This window comes from Streptococcus ictaluri 707-05 (assembly GCF_000188015.2).
GTDB classification, from domain to species: Bacteria; Bacillota; Bacilli; order Lactobacillales; family Streptococcaceae; genus Streptococcus; species Streptococcus ictaluri.
In genome coordinates, this window is sequence record NZ_AEUX02000001.1 from 1 (window position 1) to 24470 (window position 24470).

Annotated in this window: 25 protein-coding genes and 2 pseudogenes; 16 read left to right on the plus strand and 11 right to left on the minus strand. The window is 40.1% G+C overall.

The features are described from left to right. From STRIC_RS00010 to STRIC_RS00040, 8 genes and pseudogenes are all read left to right on the plus strand, one after another. The coding region (locus STRIC_RS00010; protein WP_008087155.1) for a gp58-like family protein at nucleotides 1–994 on the plus strand (994 nt) is incomplete at its 5' end. Between the two features lie 9 nt (nucleotides 995–1003). Next, nucleotides 1004–1433, plus strand: a pseudogene (locus STRIC_RS00015) (DUF1617 family protein). A gap of 2 nt (nucleotides 1434–1435) precedes the next feature. Next, entirely contained in the window at nucleotides 1436–2047 is a 612-nt protein-coding gene (locus STRIC_RS00020; RefSeq protein WP_008087396.1) for a DUF1366 domain-containing protein, read from the plus strand. A 10-nt stretch (nucleotides 2048–2057) separates the two neighbouring features. Beyond that, nucleotides 2058–2513 carry a phage holin family protein gene (locus STRIC_RS00025; RefSeq protein WP_008087054.1) on the plus strand — a complete coding sequence of 152 codons (456 nt, stop codon included), beginning with the start codon at nucleotides 2058–2060 and terminating at the stop codon, nucleotides 2511–2513. A 1-nt stretch (nucleotide 2514) separates the two neighbouring features. Further along, nucleotides 2515–2637, plus strand: a complete 123-nt coding sequence (locus tag STRIC_RS12830; protein ID WP_040831703.1) for a hypothetical protein — start codon at nucleotides 2515–2517, stop codon at nucleotides 2635–2637. Continuing rightward, nucleotides 2625–3836, plus strand: a complete 1212-nt coding sequence (locus STRIC_RS00035; RefSeq protein ID WP_008086952.1) for a glucosaminidase domain-containing protein — start codon at nucleotides 2625–2627, stop codon at nucleotides 3834–3836. The genes STRIC_RS12830 and STRIC_RS00035 overlap by 13 nt, the downstream gene beginning before the upstream one ends. A 96-nt stretch (nucleotides 3837–3932) precedes the next feature. After that, a complete protein-coding gene (locus tag STRIC_RS11655; RefSeq protein WP_268741213.1) occupies nucleotides 3933–4157 on the plus strand; it encodes an STAS-like domain-containing protein in 225 nt (74 codons plus the stop codon). A gap of 399 nt (nucleotides 4158–4556) precedes the next feature. Further along, on the plus strand, nucleotides 4557–4739 hold the full coding sequence (locus STRIC_RS00040; RefSeq protein WP_008087281.1) for a competence regulator inhibitor paratox: 183 nt from the start codon (nucleotides 4557–4559) through the stop codon (nucleotides 4737–4739). A gap of 116 nt (nucleotides 4740–4855) precedes the next feature. Here the strand turns inward: STRIC_RS00040 and STRIC_RS00045 are convergent, their stop codons facing one another. The 9 genes from STRIC_RS00045 to STRIC_RS00085 form a co-directional block, all read right to left on the minus strand. Then, nucleotides 4856–5503 carry an alpha/beta hydrolase gene (locus STRIC_RS00045; protein WP_008086968.1) on the minus strand — a complete coding sequence of 216 codons (648 nt, stop codon included), beginning with the start codon at nucleotides 5501–5503 and terminating at the stop codon, nucleotides 4856–4858. 10 nt (nucleotides 5504–5513) lie between these two features. Continuing rightward, nucleotides 5514–6122, minus strand: a complete 609-nt coding sequence (locus STRIC_RS00050) for a flavin reductase family protein (RefSeq protein ID WP_008087135.1) — start codon at nucleotides 6120–6122, stop codon at nucleotides 5514–5516. A gap of 22 nt (nucleotides 6123–6144) precedes the next feature. After that, a complete protein-coding gene (locus STRIC_RS00055) occupies nucleotides 6145–7041 on the minus strand; it encodes a VOC family protein (protein WP_008087173.1) in 897 nt (298 codons plus the stop codon). Nucleotides 7042–7061: 20 nt separating this feature from the next. Next, complete coding sequence (locus STRIC_RS00060) at nucleotides 7062–8021, minus strand: ring-cleaving dioxygenase (protein ID WP_008087397.1); 960 nt, start codon at nucleotides 8019–8021, stop codon at nucleotides 7062–7064. A gap of 226 nt (nucleotides 8022–8247) precedes the next feature. Continuing rightward, nucleotides 8248–10311 (minus strand): cation:proton antiporter, encoded by a 2064-nt coding sequence (locus STRIC_RS00065; protein ID WP_008087184.1) that lies wholly within the window; start codon nucleotides 10309–10311, stop codon nucleotides 8248–8250. Nucleotides 10312–10734: 423 nt separating this feature from the next. Further along, nucleotides 10735–11013: a GNAT family N-acetyltransferase gene (locus STRIC_RS00070; protein WP_008087006.1), complete on the minus strand. Its 279-nt coding sequence runs from the start codon at nucleotides 11011–11013 to the stop codon at nucleotides 10735–10737. Nucleotides 11014–11107: 94 nt separating this feature from the next. After that, nucleotides 11108–12499 (minus strand): GNAT family N-acetyltransferase, encoded by a 1392-nt coding sequence (locus tag STRIC_RS00075; RefSeq protein ID WP_008087377.1) that lies wholly within the window; start codon nucleotides 12497–12499, stop codon nucleotides 11108–11110. A gap of 11 nt (nucleotides 12500–12510) precedes the next feature. After that, entirely contained in the window at nucleotides 12511–12939 is a 429-nt protein-coding gene (locus STRIC_RS00080) for a MarR family winged helix-turn-helix transcriptional regulator (protein WP_008087303.1), read from the minus strand. 128 nt (nucleotides 12940–13067) lie between these two features. Continuing rightward, nucleotides 13068–14024: an amidohydrolase family protein gene (locus STRIC_RS00085; protein WP_008086959.1), complete on the minus strand. Its 957-nt coding sequence runs from the start codon at nucleotides 14022–14024 to the stop codon at nucleotides 13068–13070. A 285-nt stretch (nucleotides 14025–14309) separates the two neighbouring features. On the opposite strand from STRIC_RS00085, the pseudogene STRIC_RS00090 reads away from it, so the two are divergent. Together STRIC_RS00090 and STRIC_RS00095 are read left to right on the plus strand one after the other, a co-directional pair. After that, nucleotides 14310–15332, plus strand: a pseudogene (locus STRIC_RS00090) (IS30 family transposase). 216 nt (nucleotides 15333–15548) lie between these two features. Then, a complete protein-coding gene (locus STRIC_RS00095) occupies nucleotides 15549–15752 on the plus strand; it encodes a cold-shock protein (protein WP_008087254.1) in 204 nt (67 codons plus the stop codon). Nucleotides 15753–15847: 95 nt separating this feature from the next. On the opposite strand, the gene STRIC_RS00100 is transcribed toward STRIC_RS00095, so the two are convergent. Next, the gene (locus STRIC_RS00100) at nucleotides 15848–16069 is read right to left on the minus strand and encodes a hypothetical protein (protein WP_156033559.1); all 222 of its coding nucleotides are present in this window, start codon (nucleotides 16067–16069) and stop codon (nucleotides 15848–15850) included. A gap of 37 nt (nucleotides 16070–16106) precedes the next feature. Between STRIC_RS00100 and STRIC_RS11495 the strand changes: the two genes are divergently transcribed. The 3 genes from STRIC_RS11495 (at nucleotide 16107) to STRIC_RS00120 (ending at nucleotide 20432) form a co-directional block, all read left to right on the plus strand. Beyond that, a complete protein-coding gene (locus STRIC_RS11495; protein ID WP_008086930.1) occupies nucleotides 16107–17357 on the plus strand; it encodes a thioester-forming surface-anchored protein in 1251 nt (416 codons plus the stop codon). 172 nt (nucleotides 17358–17529) lie between these two features. After that, the gene (locus tag STRIC_RS00115; RefSeq protein ID WP_008087258.1) at nucleotides 17530–17991 is read left to right on the plus strand and encodes a CtsR family transcriptional regulator; all 462 of its coding nucleotides are present in this window, start codon (nucleotides 17530–17532) and stop codon (nucleotides 17989–17991) included. After that, on the plus strand, nucleotides 17991–20432 hold the full coding sequence (locus STRIC_RS00120; protein ID WP_008087171.1) for an ATP-dependent Clp protease ATP-binding subunit: 2442 nt from the start codon (nucleotides 17991–17993) through the stop codon (nucleotides 20430–20432). Before STRIC_RS00115 ends, STRIC_RS00120 begins: the two co-directional genes overlap by 1 nt. Nucleotides 20433–20575: 143 nt before the next feature. Here STRIC_RS00120 and STRIC_RS00125 read toward each other — a convergent pair whose 3' ends face one another. Beyond that, a complete protein-coding gene (locus STRIC_RS00125) occupies nucleotides 20576–21010 on the minus strand; it encodes a hypothetical protein (protein ID WP_162097577.1) in 435 nt (144 codons plus the stop codon). 285 nt (nucleotides 21011–21295) lie between these two features. On the opposite strand from STRIC_RS00125, the gene groES reads away from it, so the two are divergent. The 3 genes from groES to STRIC_RS00140 all read left to right on the plus strand — a co-directional run bounded on the left by groES (nucleotide 21296) and on the right by STRIC_RS00140 (nucleotide 24362). Continuing rightward, nucleotides 21296–21583, plus strand: a complete 288-nt coding sequence (gene groES / locus STRIC_RS00130) for a co-chaperone GroES (protein ID WP_008086939.1) — start codon at nucleotides 21296–21298, stop codon at nucleotides 21581–21583. A gap of 58 nt (nucleotides 21584–21641) precedes the next feature. Next, nucleotides 21642–23267: a chaperonin GroEL gene (gene groL, locus STRIC_RS00135; protein WP_008086945.1), complete on the plus strand. Its 1626-nt coding sequence runs from the start codon at nucleotides 21642–21644 to the stop codon at nucleotides 23265–23267. 231 nt (nucleotides 23268–23498) lie between these two features. Beyond that, complete coding sequence (locus STRIC_RS00140; protein WP_008087274.1) at nucleotides 23499–24362, plus strand: helix-turn-helix domain-containing protein; 864 nt, start codon at nucleotides 23499–23501, stop codon at nucleotides 24360–24362. Nucleotides 24363–24470: the final 108 nt, after the last annotated feature.

The window sequence follows — 24470 nt, forward strand, 5'->3', positions numbered from 1 at the left end:
CCAATCAACGGTTGAGAGCAATGCCAGACGATTACGTGACGCTGAAGGCAATTACAATAGTCTGGCAGAAACAGTGGCAGGCTATGAGCGCAGGATATCTAGTCACGATGAGACTATCTCCTCTAACTTTACACAGCTTAAAAGCTTAATTAATGCCAGCGTATCCCTGGAAAAAATCCAATCTATGCTGCAACTATCTGGTGACAGTATCATGTTTGCGATTAAAGACAAAATCCCGCAAAGTAAAATGTCTGGTAGTGAGATAATCTCAGCGATTAACCTCAACGCTTATGGCGCAGTCATTACAGGTAAAAACATCGCTCTTGATGGCAATACCACTGTTAATGGCACCTTTACCACAAAGATTGCCGAAGCTATCAAGATACGAGCTGACCAGATTATCGCAGGTACTTTAGATGCCTCTAAGGCTCGTATTACTAATCTAAACGTTAGCAGTATCGTTGGTTTAGACGCTAACTTTATCAAGGCAAAGATTGGCTATGCGATTGTTGACATGCTTGAGGGTAAGGTTATTAAGGCTCGTAATAGTGCAATGCTTATAGACCTAAACGCAGCAAAGATTGACTTTAACAGCAATGCCACGATAACTTTTAATACAAAATACAATGCGATTGTGCGTAAAAGAGGTGAGAGTACCGCATTTTTACACTTTAATGACGATGTACACGGAGGAGCCTTTATCGGTCTTGGAGTGACGTCAAATTATGAGGGCATAAAATCACAGGACACGGTACGTTTTGCTGGTATGCGAGTATTTAGATCAAATGACAGCAATGACCAACTTGAGCTTTACGGAGATAGGATTATTATGTCACACGGTTTTGATCAAGGTGGGTCGCTAATTATTAAATTTAGTGATTTTGCTGGTACGGATGTCAATTTAGCTGATATATTTAATAAAATTTTTGATAATTTTAACAATCTAAACAATAACGGTAACTATAGTCGTAGTTTTTACGGCAGTTGGAAATAGGAGATACTAATGGATTTAACATTAAAAAATAAAGATTTAAACACAATGTATGCCGTACTTGATAAAATCAAGGTCACTAATATGTGTGCCAATCGTGGCCGTGCTAAGTTACTGGCCAAAGTCGTTGATAAAATCAAAGAGTACGCCAAGGATGAGGCTGACCTTATTGATCTGTATGCGGCCAAGGATAAAGATGGCTAAGTTTGTCATCGATGAGCACAAAAACATCAATCTAGCAGATTCGACTAAGATTGATGAGCTCAATGACTTATTGTCTGAACTTGGTGATGAGGACATTACTATCAAAGGCCACGAGTATTCTAAGCGATTTATTGACTTTTTGGAATACTTGGCTGAATCTGAAGATGAATTTACGGCTCAGGAAATTTTGATTGTCGATAACATTTTGGAACAATTTGAAGAAAGCAAAGGAGAATAAAGATGAGAAATTGGAAAGTCACAGGAAAATACCCACAATATAACGGCGCAGGAGCAGTCGCAAGCACACACGTCATTATCGCTGCAGAAGACGGCGCCGTTATCCCGCAACTGATTAAGCAAGATTTAACATCAACTAACGATACAGAGATTATCAAAGCTGCCTTGGAAGAGTTTGAAAAATCAGAGTATGTCGAAATCGCCATGGGCGAAGCTGTCCAAAAAGTGGACGACTTGGAAAAAGTATCCCAAGAAGCTGCCAAGACTGCTAAAACAGCTCAAGCAGCTGCTGGACTAGCTAAGGTGTCCGCAGAGCGCACGCAGAAGATGATTAACTTGCAAACTATCCATGTTTTGACTAGCGGGGGCCGAGTAGAGCCTGACATCTACAAAGGCATGTTAGAGCTTATCGAGCCTGTCAAAAAAGGAGAGTACCAAGCCTATGATGTCTTTACTGTAGTGGACGACAAGCACGAAGACCAAGCAGGCGAAGGTAATCTAGTCTTTGTCCACGTTAACGAGCCGTTTACCTACGAGGCGCAGACCTTAGAGGAGCTCGAATCAGAGGAAAAAGTGACCATTATCAAATATGCGGACCTCGTTAAAGAAGATTAGAGGTGGTTAGATGATTATTAATTTAACAAGTCTTATCCATCTTTTTAGCGATCTTGTGCGCACAGTAGAGATCCACGTTTTTACGCTTTTTGTTTGCTTTGACATCATCACAGGATTGACAAAAGGTATTACTAATAAGAGAGCCAATAGCACAAAAGGGCTATCTGGCATTATCAAGCATTTTTTAGTAGTTTTGCTAGTCTACACTGTCTATCCTTACCTCATTTTGCTTGGGGCTAAGCCTTTGGCAGTTGCCTTTGTCCTCTTCTTTATCGCATGTTATGGCATCTCAATTGTGGAAAATTGGGGTCAGTTGGGCTTGCCGATGCCAAGTTTTGTCAGATCCTTTTTTGAAAAACTCAAACGTGACACTGATCAATTTGACATTGCCACGATTAAAATTGATAAGACAGGTGTTAAAGTCGAGGCACCACAAGTTGACCTAAAGCAAAAAGAAGAGGAGTAGCATGAGACAAGCAATCACACAACTAGCCGTAATCATAGCTATCATGGTGCTATATTTTCCACTGGCCGTGATTGCTTTGATTTTGGCTCCCTTTATAGGAGAGGATGATAGATGGCATTTTTAGATAATATAAAAAGCGCAGTTATCGCAGAGTGGCACAATCATAAGATTTTGCCATCTTTGACAGCTGCTCAAGCTATCTTAGAGAGTGGGTGGGGTAAGTATGCCCCACATAACGCTCTATTTGGTATCAAGGCAGATAGCTCTTGGACTGGTAAGTCATTTGATAGCAAGACTCAAGAGGAGTATCAACCAGGAGTTGTGACTGATATTGTAGACCGATTTAGGGCCTATGATAGTTGGGATGAGTCTATCGCTGACCATGGCCAGTTTTTAGTAGATAATCCACGCTACCAGTCTGTTATTGGGGAGACTGACTACAAAAAGGCTTGTCATGCGATTAAGGACGCAGGATATGCCACAGCCAGTGGTTATGCGGAGCTACTTATCCAAATTATCGAGGAAAATGACTTGCAGTCTTGGGATGCCGAAGTTATCGGCAGAAAGGAGAAACAGATGATTAGTTCTCAGTGTCGAGAAGTCATTGAATTTTATATCAACCTAGCCAACGCTGGCATGGGCGTTGATAAAGATGGTGCTTATGGCACGCAGTGTGCAGACGTCCCTTGCTATGCCGCTAAGCATTGGTTTGGTGTAGACCTTTGGGGCAATGCAGCTGACTTACTAGCTAGTGCAGCAGCCTTAGGATGGGAAGTCCACTACCTGCCTACAGACGCAAATCCACGAGCAGGAGCATTTTTTGTCATGAATGCTTGGTTTGACGGTGTAAATTATGGTCATACTGGTCTTGTCTATGTTGACTCAGATGGCTACACTATGCAGACTATCGAGCAAAATATTGACAGTAATGCCGACGCTTTATATGTTGGTGGTCCAGCAAGATTTAACGTCCGTGACTTTACCAATGTGGCAGGATGGTTTTACCCACCATATCAAGGAGATGCAGTTACACAAACAGTCAGCACCGAGCCACAAAACTCTGACACAATTGTAGAGACACCAAAAGCAGGTACCTTTACGCTTGATGTTGCAGAGATTAACATCAGACGTTGGCCAAGCTTAGCCAGCGAAGTTGTAGGCAGTTATAAACAAGGTGACATCGTTAACTTTGATAGCGAGGGTTATGCGAATGGCTACTACTGGATTAGCTATGTTGGTAGCTCAGGTATGCGAAATTACATGGCTATTGGGATAACTGACAAAGACGGTAACATTATCAGTCTCTGGGGAAAATTAAATTAGTGTAACCGACATATATGTCGGTAGCAAAAAAGAAGGTAAAGCTCCTTAAAATAAGACGAATGCCCTCGCTTTTGCGGGGGCTGTTTTTTTATTGAAATATTGAAATCTTACTTTGATACAGACACAGTCGTGACCGTTTCGTTCGCGGGAATTAGCGAAGTGAGTTCGTCTTTTGTAAATTCTGCTTTTATCAATTTATTGTCTTACTATGATTTTAATCATATTAAAAGTCAACTTAAAATTGTAAATTCAACAAAACAAATAAATGATTTAATAAAACAACGATTTAGTTTTGAAGTAAGTAGGCATATTACAGTATAGGTGCATATTATCTAGCAAGAATCGCCTGACACTAGTGGCTCTTGCTTTTTTATAAAAATATTGTAAAATAATATTAGGTTTGTTTAAGACCTAATCCTCTGAACAAATTCTCTAAATTGTTTACCTCCTGCTGATTCAGTAGGAGTTTTTATTGACTTTTACACGATAGATAGTGTAAAATAATGTTAATATTTGAACCACACTAGTTTAAATATCTTTTTCATTTAGTCGCCTTACGTTTTTTACGTAGGGCGTTTTTTGTATTTATCTGCACACGACATCGCCAAAAACCTTGATTTAAAAGCATTTATTCGCACATGGTAATGTCCGTTATAGTAGCAATTTTAAAAAATGTCTGTTTTAAGCGACTTTTTACGGATATAAGTGTAGGAGGTGTTTATGTTAACTTACGACGAGTTTAAGCAAGCTATTGACCGTGGGTATATCACAGGCGATACAGTGATGATTGTACGCAAGGATGGCCATATTTTTGATTATGTCTTACCAGGTGAGCCTGTGAGACCGTGGGAAATTTTGACTGAAGAAATAGTAGAAGCAGTGCTGATGGAATTGTGGCGCTAATCGGTCAAAAATCGGTCAAACGTCATCAAAACCTTTGTTATTAGGGCTTTTCAAATCCGTCTACCGCGCCTTCAGAACATACAAAAAAGCAAGTCCATTTATGTGGGCTTGCTTTTTTAGTTATCAGTTCTTGTTTGGATAGTTAAGGGTAAATCCTCGTAGAAGTCTTGCTTTTTAAGCCAATCTTTGGCAGCTTCCAAGCTTTCTCGAGTAATCTCATGACTGCCAACCCAAAAGGTCTGAACCTGAGCGAGGCGCTTTTGGAAGAGTTCGATAACTGTTTGGCTATCTTCTAGTGTCGCGATGGGGTCTCTTTTACCCATAGATAAAAAGACACTGGTATCTGCTTTACTTTCGCGTAAATGATCGATTGGCACAGGATACATAGGTGCAAAGAGCATGCCTTTTGTTAACGGTGATCCATCAGCTAAAAGGAGGTTAATAGCCATGTTAGCGCCGTTTGAAAAACCGACTAGGACGGTTCGGTTGAGATCAAGATGGTGTTCAGTACTAGCCTCTTTTAGAAATGCTAATAAGGCTTGGCCTCTTTTTTCCAAATCGTCGAGGTCAAAGTGGCCTTCCCCATGTCTTTTGAAGAAGCGTAACAGGCCATTTTCGTCGACATCACCTCTTAAGCTCAAGACATTAGCATCAGGGTTTAAAAAGTCTGCTATAGCCAAGAGACTGTGCTCGTCGCCTCCTGTACCATGTAATAGGACAAAGATTGGTTGGTCAGCTTGACCAGCTTTAAAAATAGCTTTCATCTAAAGTCACCTAAGGTCTTTCTAGTCGTCTCATCTCTCCAAGGGCTGCATAGTCTTGCCCAGCTAGACGACTCATGGGCTGCAGTTGATCGGCTAAGACATAAGTCTCTTGATAAACCGTTTCATCCATATGATAATGAAGGACTTCAAGTAGCATCAAATCAGCAATTACCTCTTCCTTATCATTTGTGATAGGAATGTGTTGATAGAGTTTGGTCTCAAATCGTGTCATAGCTTCTAAGACACCGGGTGTTTTAATCTTAGTGGAAGCAACTGTGGTCATACCAGTTAGAGGCAACTCACTTTCACTTGGGGGCAATTCCTTGGCTGCTTGATTAACAGCTTCTAAATTGGTAGCAGAGACTGAATGAATCACTGCTTCACCAGTCCTTAAGATATGGCGAGCAGAATCTTTCATCTGCCCTTGTCGCCTTTGAATGCTAATGGAAAGAATAGCAGGGTTATAAGAAACAATATTATAGAAACTAAAAGGAGCCAGATTGACCTGCCCATCTTCAGAGAGGGTAGAGACAAAAGCAATGGGCCTTGGAATAACGGTACCAATCAAAACCTTATACTCTTCAATGGCACTTAACTGGGATTTATCAATGGATTGCATAGGGTTTTCTCCTTTTAAGGTTTTAGTTTAGTGTGAGTGGTAAGAGATTTGCTGTGATACTGTCACGGAGTGACTCCAACTGTTTTGGCAATTGTAAGGCTTGGCCTAGTTTCTCTAGTGGTTCATCGACAGTCATTCCAGGACCTTGTGTGGCAAATTCAAAGATGACTTTGCCGCTTTCCTTTAAATAAATGGATTTGAAATATTTTCGGTCATGCACCACAGTGACATGAAAATTCTCTTTTTGAAAATCTGCTTGATAGGCTTTCAAGGCATCTAGATCGGTCACATTCCAGGCGATATGGTGACCTGTACCAGGTCCCCAACTGCCCCTTAGAAAATTAACCTTTGGCAATAAAATGTCATGAGCCAGGTCCCCAAGGGTTCGTAAGCGAATATAGTCAGCATTGTCATCAATCTCTTTTAGCCCCATATAGATCGTCATAAAGTCACGACTGCCTTGATAATCTTGAGAAAAAAGGATAACGCCGTGGAAACCAAGGATAGCGGTATCGTCTGCTTTGTCATCGCTTTCGACCAATGCTAATTCCAGTTGGTGCTTGTCTTCAAAATAAAGAGCAGGAGAGTCAAACCAATGGCCTTCTTCAATGCTAACCTGATGTTGTGTCAAACGGTTTTTCCAAAAGTCAAGTGAGCCTTTTGGAATACGAAAGGCAATACGTCCAACTTGACCGCCCACTTTTTGGCCGGCTTGACGGTCTTCCCAAGGAAAGAAAGTGATTAAGCTTCCTTTTTCGGCTTTTTGATTAGCGAAGTAAAGGTGGTAAACGCTAGGGTCATCAAAGTTAACGGTTTGTTTCACCAAGCGCAGTTGTAACACCTTTTGATAAAAATTGAGATTTTCTTGTACATTTCCGATAATAGCCGTAATGTGATGAATGTGTTGAATGGTTTCCATAAGCTAGTCCCTCTTACTCTTTAATGGCGTTTGGTATCGAAAGGACGGACAGTCTCTTCAATAAAATGACGTTTTGGTTCTAAAAATGGTGGTAATGATAAGCTTTCCCCAAGGGTCTCATAAGGTTCGTCAGTAGCAAACCCAGGACCATCCGTAGATAGCTCAATCAAGATATGACCGACACGAGAGTAGAGTGCTTCAAAATAGGAGCGATCAACCAAACCAGAACTTGGGATGCCTAGGTTTTGGTATTTTTCTGCCCAGTGACGGATAGCTTCCTGATCTTTGACGCGGAATGACACGTGATGAACTTCCCCGTATCCTTGGATTTCTTGACGGCTTGTAGTGTCTTGACGTAGGATAACTTGACCTCCGTGCCCACCAAGGCCAACTTCTAAGATACTGTAGTCATCCCCTGAGCTTAACAGACGCATCCCGTAGACTTGTGTTAAATAAGTTTTGAAGTCTTCATAATAGCTAACCGTGATTTCCACTGGACCAAGTCCATAGATAGCCATATCAGTAGGGACAGGACCTTCATGCCAAGGAATTCCTGGTTCAACGCCTTGATTGTGCTCATCTGAAACCAATTGGTAACGTTGACCATCTTCTTCTTCAAATGGTAGAGCTTTATGTCCAAAAAGATCGATAATACCATCATGTTTGACACCGAAAGTTTCAAAGCGTTCAAGGTAGTACTCTAAAGCGGCATCACTTGGAACACGAAAACCGACACGTGTAATAGAGTTGGTTCCACGAATACCTTTAGGATTGTCAGGGAAATCAAAGAAGGTCATGTCCGTACCTGCTGAACCCTTATCATCAGCAAAGAAGGTATGGTAAGTGTGGATATCATCTTGGTTAACTGTTTTTTTAACCAAGCGCATGCCTAAAGCTTCTGTGAAAAAATGGTAATTGCGTTCAATATCATTTGTCATTGCAGTCACATAGTGAATGCCAATTAATGCGGTATCTGTCATAAGCTTTCCTCTTTCTGCTTGAGCTGGTGAGCTATTAGCTTTCTCGGTTAACTAAGAGAAAGGTCTCATCGCTAGGATTATGATTTTATAATATCGCTAATTAGTAATAAAAACAAAAAAGATGCTTGGGATGTGAATTAATGTCACCTGGAACTAGAAAAAGTCTAAAAAAGGTTGAAGAAACAATTGTTTCTTCAACCTTAAGTTATGGTTCAAATCTAGTGTGTTAAAAGGAGTTAGTGCTTAAGTAATCATTAAAGACGTTACTTGCATTCTGGCGAAGCGAATAGGTCTCTAATTCGTTAACATGGTGGCGCAGTCCATGAGCCTGAGCAGCGCTAATATCTTCTCTTAGCTCAGCCTCATGAATGGCTCGTCGTTCTAAATAATAGCCGTGGAGTAGTTCGCCACTGTTATCTGGAATGAGGTGAGTAATCACACGTTCCACAAAGAGACCGGATTTAATCAACTCAGCGTCCTGTAGTCTTTTTCCCTGTAAGAAATTGACCAAGGCAGCATTGTAATACCCTTCCAAATCTTCTAAAGCATCTAAAACTAATTCGGTGTTACTAAGGTATAGGTCTGTCAAGTGTTGACGATCTTCTTGTTGTAAGAGATGATGGGGTCGCTTGAAGCTTTTCCAAAAAGCAGCCATGCCGTTCAAAGCCAGCAGCTCTCTCATCAGGCGACGAAGAACCCGCATCAAAATGGTCAAGCTGTAGGTAAAACTAGAGACAAAGCTGCGATTGACCTGTCTTTCTAGGGATTTCAAGTAGGATTGATAGAGGCGGTATTCAAAGAGGCTGACATGACCATGTTTGAAGGCATATTCAAGGCCTTCACTTTCAATAGCAATGATGAGTAATTGTAATTCAGCTAAATCTTCTTTGACATTGTTGGGCTCCTGTTCCAGGATGAGGCGCTCGATACGATGGTTGTAAATATCCATGACTTGATAAAGAGCAGCTTGGTTCTTAGGAGCTTTTCGACTTTCTTTTTCAAGTTCCTGAAGGACACTGGTTAAGATGCCGATTTTAGCAAAATGGTCAGGATTAACCCTTAAAGGAGAGACTAATCTTGGTAAGACCACTAAGCCCGTTAGGAAGCTTAACAAGGTAACGGCCCTGACAGTAAAGAGGACAAATTGATACTGGAAAGAATCCATACGTGGTAACAGAAGAATTGTCGCAATAGAAACACTCCCTTTAACACCAGAAAAAGTCAACAATAGAATATCTTTTTGGTATTTTTTAAAGGGCTTATGATTACGATGCCCTCTGATGGCATAAAAAAGCGAAATGAGTAAGAAGCGAACCAAAAACAAAACAGCGGTGATTAAGAGTACCATGCCAAACAAGTAGACATTACTGTATTGAGGGCTACTTAAAACAGGTCCTAGGATTTCAGCTAGCTCTACACCAAAGATAAGAAAGACAAAACCATTTAACATCACATTAATGGTTTCCCAAATAACATGGGTAACACGATCCACTTGGGCATCAAAGAGAGTGACTTTTTTAATACGATTAGCCTGCATGACACCTGCAATAACAACAGCAATGATAGCAGAAAAACCTAAAATATAAGCCAGAAAATAGCTAGCAAAAGGAAGGGTTAATTCCAGCAATAGGACACCAGTGACATCTGCGGCATCAAATTTTTCAAGTACAGAAAGTAAGATACGGTGCAAAAGGGCAAAACCAAGACCCACCAGAACACCTCCTAGGATAGCCATCAAAAGATGAAGACTGGCTTTAGCCAGGGAAAAATAACCTGTTGCTAGAGCAGTCAGAGCAAACTGGAAGGCTACCAGTCCACTGGCATCATTTAAAAGCCCTTCTGAAGTCAGAATATTTTTGATACGCTTAGGAAACTGAAAACAGTTGGCGATAGACAAGAGAGCCACAGCATCCGTCGGAGCTAGTGCCGCTCCCATAGCAAAAGCTACCGCCATAGGCAATTCAATCGGAAGCACCTGATAGGCAGTAAGCCCCATCAAAATAGTGGTGATAAAAACAGTAGGTAAAATCAGGTAAGTGATAAAGGTTCGAAACCTTAAAAAACTGTTGACATCACTTTCTTGTCCTTCTCTAAAGTTTAGTGGAGCTATCACAAAGGTGAGGAATAACTCGGGATTGAGCGTAATCGTATTGCCTTTGCTCCAAATCCCGTAAAGGAGTCCAAAAGCTAATTGAATAGCTGGTAACGGCAATTGGGGAAAAATGCGATTGATGACATTGGATACAACCAGAGACATAAGGAAGATAATCAGTAAAATGGAAAAAGACATGAGGATTCTCCTTAATGATTATCGTCAGCTTGCTCGTGACTATAGGAATGTTTCAGCTGAGCAATTTTTTGATCAATGAGAGTAATATCTTTTTTTCAATCAAAAGTTGGCAACGCTCTTTTTCCAAGGTCAGTAATTTCTTTTTTAATTTTTTAGCTTTTCTTAAATCACTACAAGTGATGTCACCTAAAGGACTACCTATAGGTGGCTGCGTCAAGGTATTTTTGGCGCATATGATTTAAGCGTTCAGCCAGAGTAAGATCAGACATATGGTCTCCTTGCTTGGTTTATCTTGAATAGGGCTTTTCTTAAAGCCGATATGAAACTATCCCAGTGATGCACAGATCACTAGGATAGTTGAAAAAGTCTGCTTGTGACCAAAGCTTGTTTTATTTGGTCATGCTTAATTTAACCTTAGGAAGGCTAATCGGCAAGCACATCGTCAAAATCACTTGTTTTGTCAAATAAGTTAACCACATAAGGGCAAGTGGCTGCTAGTTTGATGCCTTCAAGGCGAGCATGATCAGCAATCTTATCCACTAATTGGCGTGCAATACCTTGACCACCATAGGCTTTATCAACAAAGGTATGATTAATGGTCCAAACGTTGCCTTTAGCGACAAAGGTACATTCTCCGATTTCTGTTGTCATATCGTGTGCCACAGAGCGATTCTGTGATTTATCAAATGTGATTGTTACCATAGAGAACCTCTTTCTTTTAAAGGGATTAGAATACCTTCATTGTAGCAAAACTTGACCTTTATGACAAACACTAGCTGTCACTTAGGCTAGTCTTTTAGAGTAACCTTTTTTTCAATAAACGCATGGAACGACCAAATTTGTCGGTGGTCTGCCTTATAAATTGGAAACCACTCTTTTCATAAAGCCCCTCATGCTGCGTCAAGGTATAAAGCTCAGAAAAACCGTCTGCTTTAGCCACTTCAAGGATACGATCCACCAGCTCTAGACTTAAACCTTTCCCTCTAAAAGCAGGTGCTACATAGACAGTGGCTAAAAAGGGACCAAAACCGGGATTTTCCACAATATCCTCACTTAAAAGTGCCGCAAAACCTTTTAGTTGATCGGAATCATCAGTAATGACAACAATACGATCCTTAGGATCGAGCTCTCCTTCTTGTAGACGTTTGACCAGATAAGCACCAGCTTTCCAATCGATAGCAGCCATAGCTTCTAAAAGGAACTGAGGCCCTTGGTGGTCGAGAGTGAGTTGATAGACTTTTTCATCTAGTGGATTGTCGGTACGACTTGGGATCCATTTTTTGTAAAGGTAAGGGGTAATAAAGCTAGACAAGATGACAGCAAAGGCAATCTGACTGATGCTTTGACTAATGCTTTTCTCAGATAGAGGCATGTATTGACTAACAAATGGAGGGATGGACATGGAAAAAGCAGCAATAGAGCTCATAGAAAGTGCCATTCGTCCGCCATTGTCATTCCAATAACGATCAAAGACAAGCAAAGGAAGAACCGCTATCAGATAGTAGAAAAGAACAAGCAAAAGTCCTGAGAAGCTAGCCTTCAAGGCCATTAACATATTGATACGTGCCCCAAAAGTAACGGCTAAGAATGGGATTAACAAAATAGAAAGGGGACGAAACATAATTCGGCTAGAAGGGTAGAGGTAACCAATCACAATGCCAAGGACAAAGGGGAGAATGTTGGCTAATAAGGGGACTAATAGAGGAATGTGGGATTCGCCGACACTTAAAATGACCAAAGGAATAGCAGGAAGCATCAACAAATTGATGACTGAAAAAGCACTCTCTTCCATCTCGCTAATATCTTTGCCTAAAAGTACCAGATACATACCAGGATTGAGAGACATGAGGACAGCAGTGACAGTCACCGCTGAAATGCCTAAGAGCCCGCTGGCAGGAAAAAGAGCTTTGAAAAGTAGGCTTACGACCAGACTAATGGCGATTTTGAGTAATAAAACGGGACCAATAGCTTTGATAACTTTTGGGTATGTTGCCAAATCAGTCTGAATACCAGAAACCAATAATAAAACGGCAATGATGAAAAAAGTAGTCTCTTGACTAAAAAGCCCACTAAAAGGCACCCTTAATTGTAATAACTTAGGGAAAAAAGTGTAAACCAAAGAGGTAAAAAACATGGGGATAAGGAAATTGCTTCCTTTGAAATGACTGAGTTTACGAATAAGAGACATGAGATTCCTTTCTAATCTTTGAGTGAGATGGCTAGCATTTTACGTAAGAGCTCTTGCAACTTATCTAATTCAGCGTCTGTCAGACGCTCAGTCAGTTGATCTTCCAGTTGACTCGCCATATCTTTAAAGACACCTTGATAATCCAGTGCTTTTTTAGTTAAGTAGAGTTGTTTTTGGCGTTTGTCTTTGCCATTGGCTAGACGTTGAAGCCAGCCCTCTTTTTCTAAATTTTGTAGAATTCGAGTAACAGTGGGATTGCTCATATTGAAATAATTTTCAATGTCTCGCTGGTTACGGCTACCATTGTCAAATAAGTAAAGGTATTTTAAACATTTGAATTGGCTATGGGTAATGCCATGTGGGGTTAAAACCTTATTGGCAATCTTATCGAAAGACAAATTGGCTCTTTTAATTAAATAAACGGTATTTTTTTCGCGCATCTTATCTCCTAATATATAGCTTGCTATGTAATTAACTAAAAATAAGATAACATAGCTTGCTATCTTTTTCAAGAAAAGCGTTTGAAAAAAAACACCCAACAAGTTAACTTGCTAGGTGTTAGATGTATTTACCAACGATCTGCGTAGAGATGCTCAGCATTGTCTTTTAAGATAGCCAATGTATCCCTATCATCTAGTGGTGCTTGTCGAATATAGGAGAACGCACGGCTGTATTTGTTATCTTGAAAGTAAGGAAAATCACTTCCTGCTAAGAGCCGATCTTGGCCTAGAATAGCCTGACTATGTAAAAGAGAAGCCTCTAGGAAATTGGCTGTATCAAACCAGAAATGCTTTTTTAGGGTGGTGAGAGGATTGTGAGAGAAGCTATGCCAGTCCTCGTAATTATCTAGCAAGCGTTGCATTTGGAAAGAAACACCGCCACCTAAGTGAGCCATATGAAACTTGAGATTTGGGAAGCGCTTTGGATAATCAACTTTTAAGAGTTGGACAGTGGCTAACAAGTCTTCGATAGGTGCTCCCACCGTCCATTCTTGCTCATAATCTGTTACCATTGGGCTAAAAGCGCCACAGCCAGTAGGGTGGACATAAATAATAGCCCCTAAAGCATCCATAGCTTCAAAGAAAGGAACAAAGGCAGGGTCCGCAAGAGATTGACCATTTTCTAAGACGGTATTGACCGCTATTCCTAAAAACCCTAATTCTTGCATAATCCGTTTACCTTCAAGAATAGCTGCCTCCACATGAGGCAATGGCACCGCCCCATAAGCTTTAAAATGGCTGGGATACTTGTCAATGACTTCTTGATATAGGTTATTAATAAGCCTAGCTGCTCCTAAGGCTTGGTCGGCATTTCCAAATTGGGGCACTTGAGGGGTAGCAGAGAGAACTTGATAGGATACCTGAGCCTTATCCATCATGGCAAGGCGTCCTTGCATGTCTTTTTCTTGCTCACTGGCCTTTAAGCCCTTAGCGATAGCAACCCCTTTTGCTCCTAAGTCTTCTAATAAAGAGAGATAGTCGTCGGACCAGAGATGGGCATGGGTATCAATTGCATTAGCTGTCATTTGTCTACTGTCTACCTTCTTTCTATACGATAAGAAACGGAAGTTCTTTGCTTAGTTCTAAAAAGGCTAATCAAGAGAAATTCTATTATTACTATCTAAAGATAATTGTATCAAAAAACAGTCTTTTTGGTTCACCTAAGCCCTTACTCTTGACAAAGAAGTCAGAATCTAGAGCATTTTAAAAAAATAAAAAATAATCCCGCGTTGTAAAATGAAGTGCAACAAAAAAGACATGTTCGTCTGATATACTAGAATTCCCCAATTCAGTATGGAAAGCAGATGAACATGTCCAACATTAATTCTACCAGAAAATCATCCTATTCTCATCTTTCAGCCACAGAACGGGGTGAAATTGCTGCTTATCTTAAAATGGGAAAGAAACCCGCTGAGATTGCTCGACTCTTGGGTCGTCACCGTTCTACAATCTGCCGAGAAATAAAACGTGGTTCAGTAGAACAGGTAAAGGATAAGAATGGAAAACAAACCTTCTTCAACGCCTATTTCGCTGATAGTGGGCAACGTGTCTATGAAACCAATCGTCAAAAGAGTTCTTATCTCAAGTTGAATGACTGCTCCGCTAGGTTCATTGAACAATTAGAATCTGCCTTGACGGCTAACATTCGTCTCCATAGTGTGGATAGTTTTGTTCAGACTTACAAAGTGAACCATCCTGAAGAAGTCGTCCCCTCTACCAAAACGATTTATCGTTATATCAAAGAGGGGGTATTAGCTATTAAACCAATCGATTTGCCTAAGATGGTTAGTATCAGAAAACGTTCTAAGAAAGTCATGAAGACGAATAAGAAGACTTTAGGTAAATCTATCGAAGAACGTCCAGAATATATTAATGATCGTTCTGAATTTGGGCATTAGGAGATTGATTTGGTTCTCGGCAAGAAAACCAAAGGTGAAGCTGTTATGTTGACTTTGGTAGAGCGCCAGACACGCTATGCACTAGGAGTTAAGCTAGAAGACAAGCAGTCCCAAACCATTAACCGTGCTGTCACGCATCTCATCAGTCAGTATCCTATTGCATCCATCACAGCGGATAATGGTTCTGAGTTTAGTTTACTCTCAAACTTAGAAGCTGTTGAAGTTTACTTTGCACATCCCTATTCTTCACATGAGAGAGGAACAAACGAGAACTTCAATGGCCTCCTCAGAGAATATGTCCCTAAAGGAGTCTCACTTAATCCACTAACCTCTGAAGAACTTGACAATTATATTACTGCCATCAATGAGCGCCCAAGACGACTTCTTCAATATCAATCCTCAAAATTCCTGTTTGAGCTATCCCGAACAGCTTAACATCTGGAACTCTAGTTATCTATGAACTGGTTGCACTTGACTTGACAACTTGCGAAATGAAAAATTAATAATCTTTTTTAAGGTTTTTGATTGACAGGGCTTTCCTTTCGTGTTACACTGAGCAAGTAAATTAGTTTTTGAGTTAGTATTTGTGTTTCAACATCTTTATTTCTCTCTATTTTTACAAAATGCTTTATAGAAAGGAAGTGGATGTATATGGCACAAGGTACAGTTAAATGGTTTAACGCTGAAAAAGGTTTCGGTTTTATTTCAACTGAAAACGGTCAAGATGTCTTCGCACATTTTTCAGCTATTCAAACTCCAGGATTTAAATCTTTGGACGAAGGACAAAAAGTGGAATTTGATGTAGAAGAAGGTCAACGTGGCCCTCAAGCAGTCAATATCACTAAATTGTCTTAATTTAAATAAGATAATTAACAAAAAAGCAATTGTTAGTAATAGCAATTACTTTTTTGCGTGAAGTCTATATAAAAAAGTGGCTGTCCACTTACCTTTTAGTAGTCTAAAATGTCTTTGATTTTAGCCAGATGCTGTTTTTTTCGTAGCTCAAGAAGGGTTTCTTTTAGCTGATCGGACTGCTGTTGGATAAAGTCAAAGTTCATACCAATCACTTTGACTCCAGGATTCAGCCCTAATTCATCCATGATATAAGGAATGAGCTTAGGGGTTGTGACCACGATATGACTCGAAGGGTTAAAGGCTTCCTTATTCTCCATTAAAATATGGAGAGACTTTTATTAAAAGGAGAGAAAAATGAACAAAACTTTCAAAAAAATACTGGCCACATCCGCAGCCTGCATCGTCATGACAAGCACAATAGCCGCAAGCCCCCTAAGAGTGTGGGCGGAGGAATATTATGGATGGGAAGATGGGACGAGGAGTGACTCACCAGTTTTTTTGTATGTGACACCGAAAAATAATCTTAATCGTGAATTAAAAGATGATTATATTGTATATTGCTTTAATAGGGATAAAGCATGGCCAGAAAAATGGGAGGTAGGAAAATCATTTGAGGAAGTCCAAGAAGATATTAATTTTAAACTTCCTTCATATGATAAGAGAAAAGGCTCAGATGAATTGCTTAAGAGTACTGCTTCAAGATTTAGAACGTCTGTAAAAAATATTACTGCTTCTTTAGTTGGTGTACTAAAATCAGGTTATCCTACTGTAAAAAATATAAATAAACTTGATGAAAAGAAAAGTAGGAAAGTTACTCAGCTAGCTATTTGGTATTTTAGTGATAGTCAAACTGATCCCGATAGTTACTTACAACCTTCAGAAAAATTAACTTCAGAAGAAAAGACTGCTTTTAATTTATTGATTGAAGAAGGGGAAAAAGCAGGAGGAACTTTGGTTTCTGCTGACGATTATACATTGGATATTTATATAGCTAATGATAAATATTATAAACAGAAACAATATCAAAATTTACTAGGATCTCGCTTGGTTTCCAAAGAAGATGGCGAACGTGGTGAGCAAGGTCCCCAAGGAGAAAAAGGAGATAAGGGCGACCAAGGTGAACCAGGTCTACAGGGCGAACGTGGTGAGCAAGGTCCCCAAGGAGAAAAAGGAGATAAGGGCGACCAAGGTGAACCAGGTCTACAGGGCGAACGTGGTGAGCAAGGTCCCCAAGGAGAAAAAGGAGATAAGGGCGACCAAGGTGAACCAGGTCTACAGGGTGAACGTGGTGAGCAAGGTCCCCAAGGAGATCAAGGCGAACAAGGGCCAGTTGGACCACAGGGTCCACGTGGTGAAGATTGTAAGTGTTCTGATCAAGAGGTGACCCCTCAAATGCCTGGGACAAGTCCAAAAGACACATCAAATGGCAAAGGTAACACAAGCGATAAGAACACAAGTACATTGACAACTACTAATTCTTATCCAAGTCGTCAGCAATCATTACCAAAAACTAATGACGTTTCAAGCGGTTTTGCGGCTCTCGGCGCAGGTATCCTTTCCCTACTAGGATTAGCAGCAGCATTCAGACGTCGTCAGACTAAGTAATGACTTAAGTAGCTTAAAAAGACAGATGCCATCAAGTATCTGTCTTTTTCCCTGTCTTTCAATGATTTAGAGTTGCTTTTGCTCTCATCTATTTGTTATAATAATAGTCAGTTTTAGTCAAAATAGCTTGTTGGTAAGTGAATTGACGAGGAAAAAGTAAAGGAGTGATAGCATGCCAACAAAAAATACATCAGACAGTATTGAAGAATATATCAAAGAGCTTTTGGCACAGTCAGGAATTGCCGAAATCAAGCGATCCCTGCTAGCAGATTCCTTTCAAGTTGTCCCAAGTCAGATTAATTATGTGATCAAAACCCGCTTTACAGAAAGAAGAGGGTATGAGGTTCAAAGTAAGCGAGGTGGCGGAGGCTATATTCGGATTGCCAAGGTGAACTTTTCTGACAAGCACCATCTTATCGGTAATCTAATGGCCTTAATTGATGAGCAACTGAGTGAGCAGGTCTTTACAGATTCCATTCAGTTACTCTTTGATGAAGACTTATTAACCGAAAGAGAAGCCAATATCATTTTGGTCATGGGATCTGATGATGTTCTAGGTAGTCAAGGGCCACAGATTAGAGCGCGTATGCTCTATCGTTTACTCCAACGAATTGATAGAAAGGGAAGCCAATAATGAAGACTTATTCCTTAAAGATGCAAGAGATTTTCAAACAAGCCCAATTTCATGCGGAGCGTTTTGGCAGTCACTACTTGGAAAGCTGGCATATTCTGTTAGCCATGGTTGCTGTTGATCACTCCTTAGCCAATTTGGTGCTTAGTGAGTTTGACCAGAAGATTGCAGTAGAAGAATACGAAGCAGCAGCCATCTTAGCGATGGGCAAAAGTCCTAAAGAAGTGACAGATATGTCCTTTAAGTCACAATCAAAAACCTTAACCGAAATCTTACAGTTAGCGCAAGCAATTAGCCAAGTAACTGGAGACCAGGAGATTGGCTCAGAGCATGTCTTGTTCGCTATTTTACTCAAGCCTGATACTATGGCCAGTCGTTTGCTTGAAATGGCGGGCTATAAGTTAAAAGAGTCTGGTAAAGATGAGCTTCGCATGGCGGATTTGCGTAAAGCTATTGAAGTACACGCTGGCTATAATAAAGAGACCATTAAAGCCATCCACGACTTGCGAAAACCCAAAAAAGCGAAATCAAACGGTACTTTTTCTGAGATGATGAAGCCTCAAAGCACGGCAGGAGACTTGTCTGATTTTACCAGAGACCTAACGGAGATGGCTAGTCAAGGGCTCTTGGAGCCTGTCATTGGGCGTGACAAGGAAGTGTCGCGTATGATTCAGGTGCTTAGCCGAAAAACCAAAAACAACCCTGTTTTGGTAGGAGATGCTGGTGTCGGAAAGACCGCCCTAGCTTACGGGCTAGCGCAGCGTATCGTTAACGGTGCTATTCCTTATGAACTTCAAGACATGCGTGTCCTAGAGTTAGATATGATGAGTGTGGTGGCAGGGACGCGTTTTCGTGGTGACTTTGAAGAGCGCATGAACCAGATTATTGATGATATCGAAGCTGATGGTCATATTATTCTCTTTGTGGATGAATTGCATACCATTATGGGATCTGGCAGTGGGATTGATAGTACCTTAGATGCTGCTAACATCTTAAAACCAGCCTTGTCTCGAGGAACGCTTCATATGGTTGGGGCGACAACTCAAGAAGAATATCAAAAACACATCGAAAAAGATGCCGCCTTATCTCGTCGTTTTGCTAAAGTCTTGATTGAAGAGCCTAGTGTAGAAGATGCCTATCAGATTTTAGTGGGCTTAAGGTCTTCTTATGAGCTCTATCATAATGTCTCTATTTCAGATCAAGCTTTGCAGACAGCTGTCAAAATGGCTAAGCGCTATTTAACTAGCAAAAATCTACCCGATTCTGCCATTGATTTGTTGGATGAAGCTAGTGCCACAGTTCAAAGTTTGGTCAAAAAGGAAAGTCCAAGCTTTATCACGCCACTTGATCAAGCCCTCCTTGATGGTGACATGAAGAAAGCATCAGCTTTATTAGCCAAAACTAAAAAAGGCCAAAAGAAAAAACCAACTCCAGTTACTGAAGAGGACATCATGTCTACTTTGAGTAAGTTATCAGGAATTCCAGTTGAAAAGATGACTCAAGCAGATAGCAAAAAATACCTCAACTTGGAAAAAGAACTGCATAAGCGCGTGATTGGTCAAGAAGATGCAGTTTCAGCTATTTCTCGTGCCATCCGTCGTAACCAGTCAGGTATCCGAACTGGCAGACGCCCAATTGGTTCTTTCATGTTCTTAGGACCGACAGGTGTTGGTAAAACAGAGTTAGCCAAAGCTTTAGCAGAAGTACTCTTTGATGACGAGTCAGCCTTGATTCGTTTTGACATGTCTGAGTACATGGAAAAATTTGCTGCTTCTCGCTTAAATGGTGCCCCTCCAGGCTATGTTGGTTACGATGAAGGAGGAGAATTAACCGAGAAGGTTAGAAATAAGCCCTACTCAGTCCTTCTTTTTGATGAGGTGGAAAAAGCTCATCCTGATATCTTTAATGTTCTGTTGCAAGTTCTTGATGATGGTATGTTGACAGATAGCCGTGGCCGTAAAGTCGACTTTTCAAATACCATTATCATCATGACTAGTAACTTGGGAGCAACAACCCTTCGTGATGATAAGACTGTTGGTTTTGGAGCCAAAGCCTTTAGTCATGACCATCAAGCCATGGAAAAACGTATTTTGGAAGAATTGAAAAAAGCTTATCGTCCCGAATTTATCAATAGGATTGATGAGAAGGTTGTCTTCCACAGTCTCAGTCAATCAGATATGCGCAATGTGGTGAAAATCATGGTACAACCACTGGTATCTCATTTAGCTGAGAAAGGGATTCAGGTCAAATTCCAGCCATCTGCACTTAATCACTTATCAGAAGTGGGTTATGATGTGGAAATGGGAGCCCGCCCACTTCGTCGTACTCTTCAAACAGAAGTGGAAGACAAGTTATCAGAGCTCATCTTATCTGGTCAGCTCTCAAGTGGTCACCAGTTGAAAATTGGCATGTCACATGGCAAATTAAAATTCGATATCCAGTAATGATATAAAAAATAGCCTAGCTCTAAAAGAGCTAGGCTATTTTGTTTGAGTTATTGTTAAATAATAGAAAATCAAAAATCCCATTCAACAAGTGTTAACTCATAAATGGGAAATGACTTCATATTCTTTTAGTGGGTTAAATCTTAATAATTAATTAAGAAATAGCCTTTATCTGTCTTAGTTACAACAGGATCTTTAAAATTGATTGCTTCTTCATAAAAATCATAGCCATTATTATAAGCTTCAATGATTTTACGACCGTATTCAGCAGCTTGCTCAGCATAGTAGTCATGGTACTCAGTACCTTCAGTCAAATTGCTCAATTTAGAAAAAATAGATGATTCTGTTAAGAGATGCTTAATATCTGGACGTTGGGAATCAGCGTTAACAGAAGTTGATTGAGTTGCCATCATAAAGGCTGCAGCAGCTGTTGCAAGTGCGACAAAAAATTTATTTTTCATGATATAAATAGTTCCTTTTCTGTATGAAACAGGTGATGGGTGATTTAGAAAAAGGTAAGGAATAAGATAAGATGTCATTTTGATTGACGAATGTGATAGCGCTATTTGTTTAATCAAATTCTACTTTATTTCTAACTCTATTTAATAATACAGCAATAAAATAATAAAGTAAACATTTATTTATAAAATAATTAAAATTTAAACTATAAATGATTTTAGAATTAGAGTTAAGCAAAATATTTTTTACTAAAACTAAAGCTGTTAAATCCTTTCTTGCTCATAGTATTTTAGTAGTTTTTTCTTGATTATTTTCCTTCAAATGATAAAATAGAGAAGGAAGTTAGCACTTTTTGTGTAAGAGTGCTAATAAAAAAGAAAATGTATTAATTGGAGGTAATTATCATGTTAAAACCTTTAGGAGACCGAGTGGTCCTAAAATATGAAGCCGATAAAGAGCAAACGGTTGGCGGTTTTGTTTTGGCAGCTAGTCACAAGGAAATGACTAAAGTGGCTACTGTTGTCGCTATTAGTGAAACAGGTATTCGTACGATTACTGGCGAGATTGTTCCTTCAAACCTAACGGTTGGCGACAAGGTTCTTGTGGAAGCTGATGCTGGCTTACCTATTAAAGATGGTGATCAAGACTTGATTATTTGCCGTGAAGCTGATGTTTTAGCAATTTTGGCTTAAGTAACTTGTCTTGTTAAGACGAAGATAATTAACACTAGTAAAGAGAAGAGGAAAGAAAATGGCAAAAGAAATTAAATTTTCAGCAGATGCACGCGCTGCCATGGTGCGTGGTGTCGACATGTTGGCAGATACGGTTAAAGTAACCCTTGGACCAAAAGGACGTAATGTGGTACTTGAAAAAGCTTTTGGATCACCTTTAATCACCAATGATGGGGTGACCATTGCAAAAGAAATTGAATTAGAAGATCATTTTGAAAATATGGGCGCTAAATTGGTGTCTGAAGTTGCTTCTAAAACCAATGACATTGCTGGAGATGGTACGACAACGGCTACTGTTTTGACACAAGCTATTGTTCGTGAAGGCCTTAAAAACGTTACAGCTGGTGCCAATCCAATTGGTATTCGTCGCGGGATTGAAAAAGCAACAGCAACTGCAGTAGATGCATTGAAAGCCATTGCTCAGCCAGTTTCTGGTAAAGAAGCTATTGCTCAAGTAGCAGCAGTATCATCACGTTCTGAAAAAGTCGGTGATTACATTTCAGAAGCTATGGAACGTGTGGGTAACGATGGTGTTATCACTATCGAAGAATCACGTGGTATGGAAACAGAGCTTGAAGTGGTTGAAGGCATGCAGTTTGACCGTGGTTACCTGTCTCAATACATGGTCACTGACAATGAAAAAATGGTAGCTGATCTTGAAAACCCATTTATCTTAATCACGGATAAAAAGATTTCAAACATCCAAGACATTTTACCACTGCTTGAAGAAGTTCTTAAAACAAACCGTCCATTACTCATTATTGCAGATGATGTGGATGGTGAAGCTCTTCCAACCCTTGTCTTGAACAAGATTCGTGGAACCTTCAATGTGGTTGCTGTCAAAGCGCCAGGATTTGGTGACCGTCGTAAAGCTATGCTTGAAGATATTGCTATCCTAACAGGTGGTACTGTTATCACTGAAGATTTGGGACTTGAGCTTAAAGATGCAACTATGCCTGCTCTTGGTCAAGCAGCTAAAGTCACTGTCGATAAAGATAGCACAGTTATCGTTGAGGGAGCTGGTAGCTCTGAAGCTATCAGCAACCGTGTCAACTTGATCAAGTCACAATTGGAGACAACAACATCTGATTTTGACCGCGAAAAATTACAAGAGCGTTTAGCTAAGTTAGCTGGTGGTGTTGCAGTCATCAAGGTCGGTGCAGCAACTGAAACTGAACTAAAAGAGATGAAATTACGTATTGAAGATGCCTTAAACGCAACTCGTGCAGCCGTTGAAGAAGGTATTGTTGCTGGTGGTGGTACAGCCTTCATTAACGTCATCAAGCAAGTCGAAGCTTTAGAGCTTGAAGGTGACGATGCGACAGGACGTAATATCGTTCTGCGTGCCCTTGAAGAGCCGGTACGTCAAATTGCTTACAATGCAGGTTACGAAGGCTCAGTTGTCATTGATAAATTGAGAAATAGCTCAGAAGGGACAGGCTTTAATGCCGCGACTGGTGAGTGGGTAGATATGATTGCTACGGGTATCATTGACCCTGTTAAAGTAACTCGTTCAGCCCTTCAAAATGCAACTTCTGTCGCTAGCCTTATCCTGACAACAGAAGCAGTGGTCGCAAATAAACCAGAACCTGCAGCACCAGCTATGCCAGCTGGTATGGATCCAGGAATGATGGGCGGCTTCTAATTCCCCTATAGCATTGATGCTTATTAAAAAGAAAAGAACAAAGGTTGGATTTCGCATCATGATTTCCAACCTTTGTTCTTTTTAGTTGTGACAAAAATGCCAAACTTTTTAAATGAGAGTTTTTTGCTTACAGGCTTTTAATGTATTGGAAAGCCTGTTGTTTTTCTTTGTCATGTGCTATCATGGAGTCAAGGAAAAGCTATTCCCGTATATGCGTGGTGGAGGTCTGTGATGAATCATTTTGGAGAAATTTTTAAAACCTTTAGAGAATCAAGGGGATTACGATTAAAAGATGTCGCAAGGGCTGGTATATCAACCTCTCAGCTGTCGCGTTTCGAAAAAGGGGAGACAGACTTAACCATTTCGAAATTTATGCTGATCTTGGATGAAATTAACATGCCCATTGATGAGTTTATGTATGCTGTCCATGATTTTCGCCGTGACGACTTAAATGAACTCTTATCAAAAGTGAGGCATTTTGTAACAAATCGTGATAGTGACGGCTTGGAACACTTACTTCATGCTCAACTAGCATCAACTGATAAGAGGGAGACGTTTCACCATATTAATGCTATTTTATTAAAAATTCGCTTACAAGCTTTATCAGGTCAACCTTATTATACCCAACAAGACTTAACGGATTTAACAGACTATCTTTTTGGGGTTGTCTATTGGGGCTCTTATGAATTATTGATTTTTTCAAATACCCTAGATGTTTTAAGTCATGATGTTTTCATGGTTTTGGCTAGAGAAATGGCTAGACGTTCTGACTTTTACAAAGAAATTCCAAGTAATAGACGATTGATATCATCCATGTTATTAAACGGCTATATCACCTGTGTTGAAAGGGAAAAATTTATGGATGCCTTGTACTTTGAAAAACAGCTAAAGCAATGCTTTTTCACGGAGACAGAAGTTTATGAACGCCTGGTCTTCCAGTATGTTCAAAGTATGTATCAGTATAAAAAAACAAACAGCACTAGTGCTATGACTGAGATGAAAAAATGCATTGAAACGATGAGATTAGTAGGAAGTCACCATTTAGCAAAGACTTATGAGAGATATTTAGAAACCCTTTTGAAAAACAAGAATTAGTTGCAGATATGGGAATTAAATGAAGTGCTTCTTATCTTTTTGTAAACTTAAGGATAGTATCAGCGGCCTATTGATGATGTGACGATTTTTAGGCTTACTATCAGACTT

What these genes read in the sequence shown, in the direction of transcription:
- STRIC_RS00050 (WP_008087135.1), bottom strand. Translation starts at nt 6,122, where the DNA reads ATGCAATCCATTGATAAATCCCAGTTAAGTGCCATTGAAGAGTATAAG.
- STRIC_RS00070 (WP_008087006.1), bottom strand. Translation starts at nt 11,013, where the DNA reads ATGGTAACAATCACATTTGATAAATCACAGAATCGCTCTGTGGCACAC.
- STRIC_RS12830 (WP_040831703.1), top strand. Translation starts at nt 2,515, where the DNA reads ATGAGACAAGCAATCACACAACTAGCCGTAATCATAGCTATCATGGTG.
- groL (WP_008086945.1), top strand. Translation starts at nt 21,642, where the DNA reads ATGGCAAAAGAAATTAAATTTTCAGCAGATGCACGCGCTGCCATGGTG.
- STRIC_RS00085 (WP_008086959.1), bottom strand. Translation starts at nt 14,024, where the DNA reads ATGACAGCTAATGCAATTGATACCCATGCCCATCTCTGGTCCGACGAC.
- STRIC_RS00075 (WP_008087377.1), bottom strand. Translation starts at nt 12,499, where the DNA reads ATGTCTCTTATTCGTAAACTCAGTCATTTCAAAGGAAGCAATTTCCTT.
- STRIC_RS00120 (WP_008087171.1), top strand. Translation starts at nt 17,991, where the DNA reads ATGAAGACTTATTCCTTAAAGATGCAAGAGATTTTCAAACAAGCCCAA.
- STRIC_RS00060 (WP_008087397.1), bottom strand. Translation starts at nt 8,021, where the DNA reads ATGACAGATACCGCATTAATTGGCATTCACTATGTGACTGCAATGACA.
- STRIC_RS00080 (WP_008087303.1), bottom strand. Translation starts at nt 12,939, where the DNA reads ATGCGCGAAAAAAATACCGTTTATTTAATTAAAAGAGCCAATTTGTCT.
- STRIC_RS00055 (WP_008087173.1), bottom strand. Translation starts at nt 7,041, where the DNA reads ATGGAAACCATTCAACACATTCATCACATTACGGCTATTATCGGAAAT.
- STRIC_RS00040 (WP_008087281.1), top strand. Translation starts at nt 4,557, where the DNA reads ATGTTAACTTACGACGAGTTTAAGCAAGCTATTGACCGTGGGTATATC.
- STRIC_RS00100 (WP_156033559.1), bottom strand. Translation starts at nt 16,069, where the DNA reads ATGGAGAATAAGGAAGCCTTTAACCCTTCGAGTCATATCGTGGTCACA.
- STRIC_RS11495 (WP_008086930.1), top strand. Translation starts at nt 16,107, where the DNA reads ATGAACAAAACTTTCAAAAAAATACTGGCCACATCCGCAGCCTGCATC.
- STRIC_RS00020 (WP_008087396.1), top strand. Translation starts at nt 1,436, where the DNA reads ATGAGAAATTGGAAAGTCACAGGAAAATACCCACAATATAACGGCGCA.
- STRIC_RS00025 (WP_008087054.1), top strand. Translation starts at nt 2,058, where the DNA reads ATGATTATTAATTTAACAAGTCTTATCCATCTTTTTAGCGATCTTGTG.
- STRIC_RS00095 (WP_008087254.1), top strand. Translation starts at nt 15,549, where the DNA reads ATGGCACAAGGTACAGTTAAATGGTTTAACGCTGAAAAAGGTTTCGGT.
- STRIC_RS00065 (WP_008087184.1), bottom strand. Translation starts at nt 10,311, where the DNA reads ATGTCTTTTTCCATTTTACTGATTATCTTCCTTATGTCTCTGGTTGTA.
- STRIC_RS00115 (WP_008087258.1), top strand. Translation starts at nt 17,530, where the DNA reads ATGCCAACAAAAAATACATCAGACAGTATTGAAGAATATATCAAAGAG.
- STRIC_RS00035 (WP_008086952.1), top strand. Translation starts at nt 2,625, where the DNA reads ATGGCATTTTTAGATAATATAAAAAGCGCAGTTATCGCAGAGTGGCAC.
- STRIC_RS00045 (WP_008086968.1), bottom strand. Translation starts at nt 5,503, where the DNA reads ATGAAAGCTATTTTTAAAGCTGGTCAAGCTGACCAACCAATCTTTGTC.
- STRIC_RS00140 (WP_008087274.1), top strand. Translation starts at nt 23,499, where the DNA reads ATGAATCATTTTGGAGAAATTTTTAAAACCTTTAGAGAATCAAGGGGA.
- groES (WP_008086939.1), top strand. Translation starts at nt 21,296, where the DNA reads ATGTTAAAACCTTTAGGAGACCGAGTGGTCCTAAAATATGAAGCCGAT.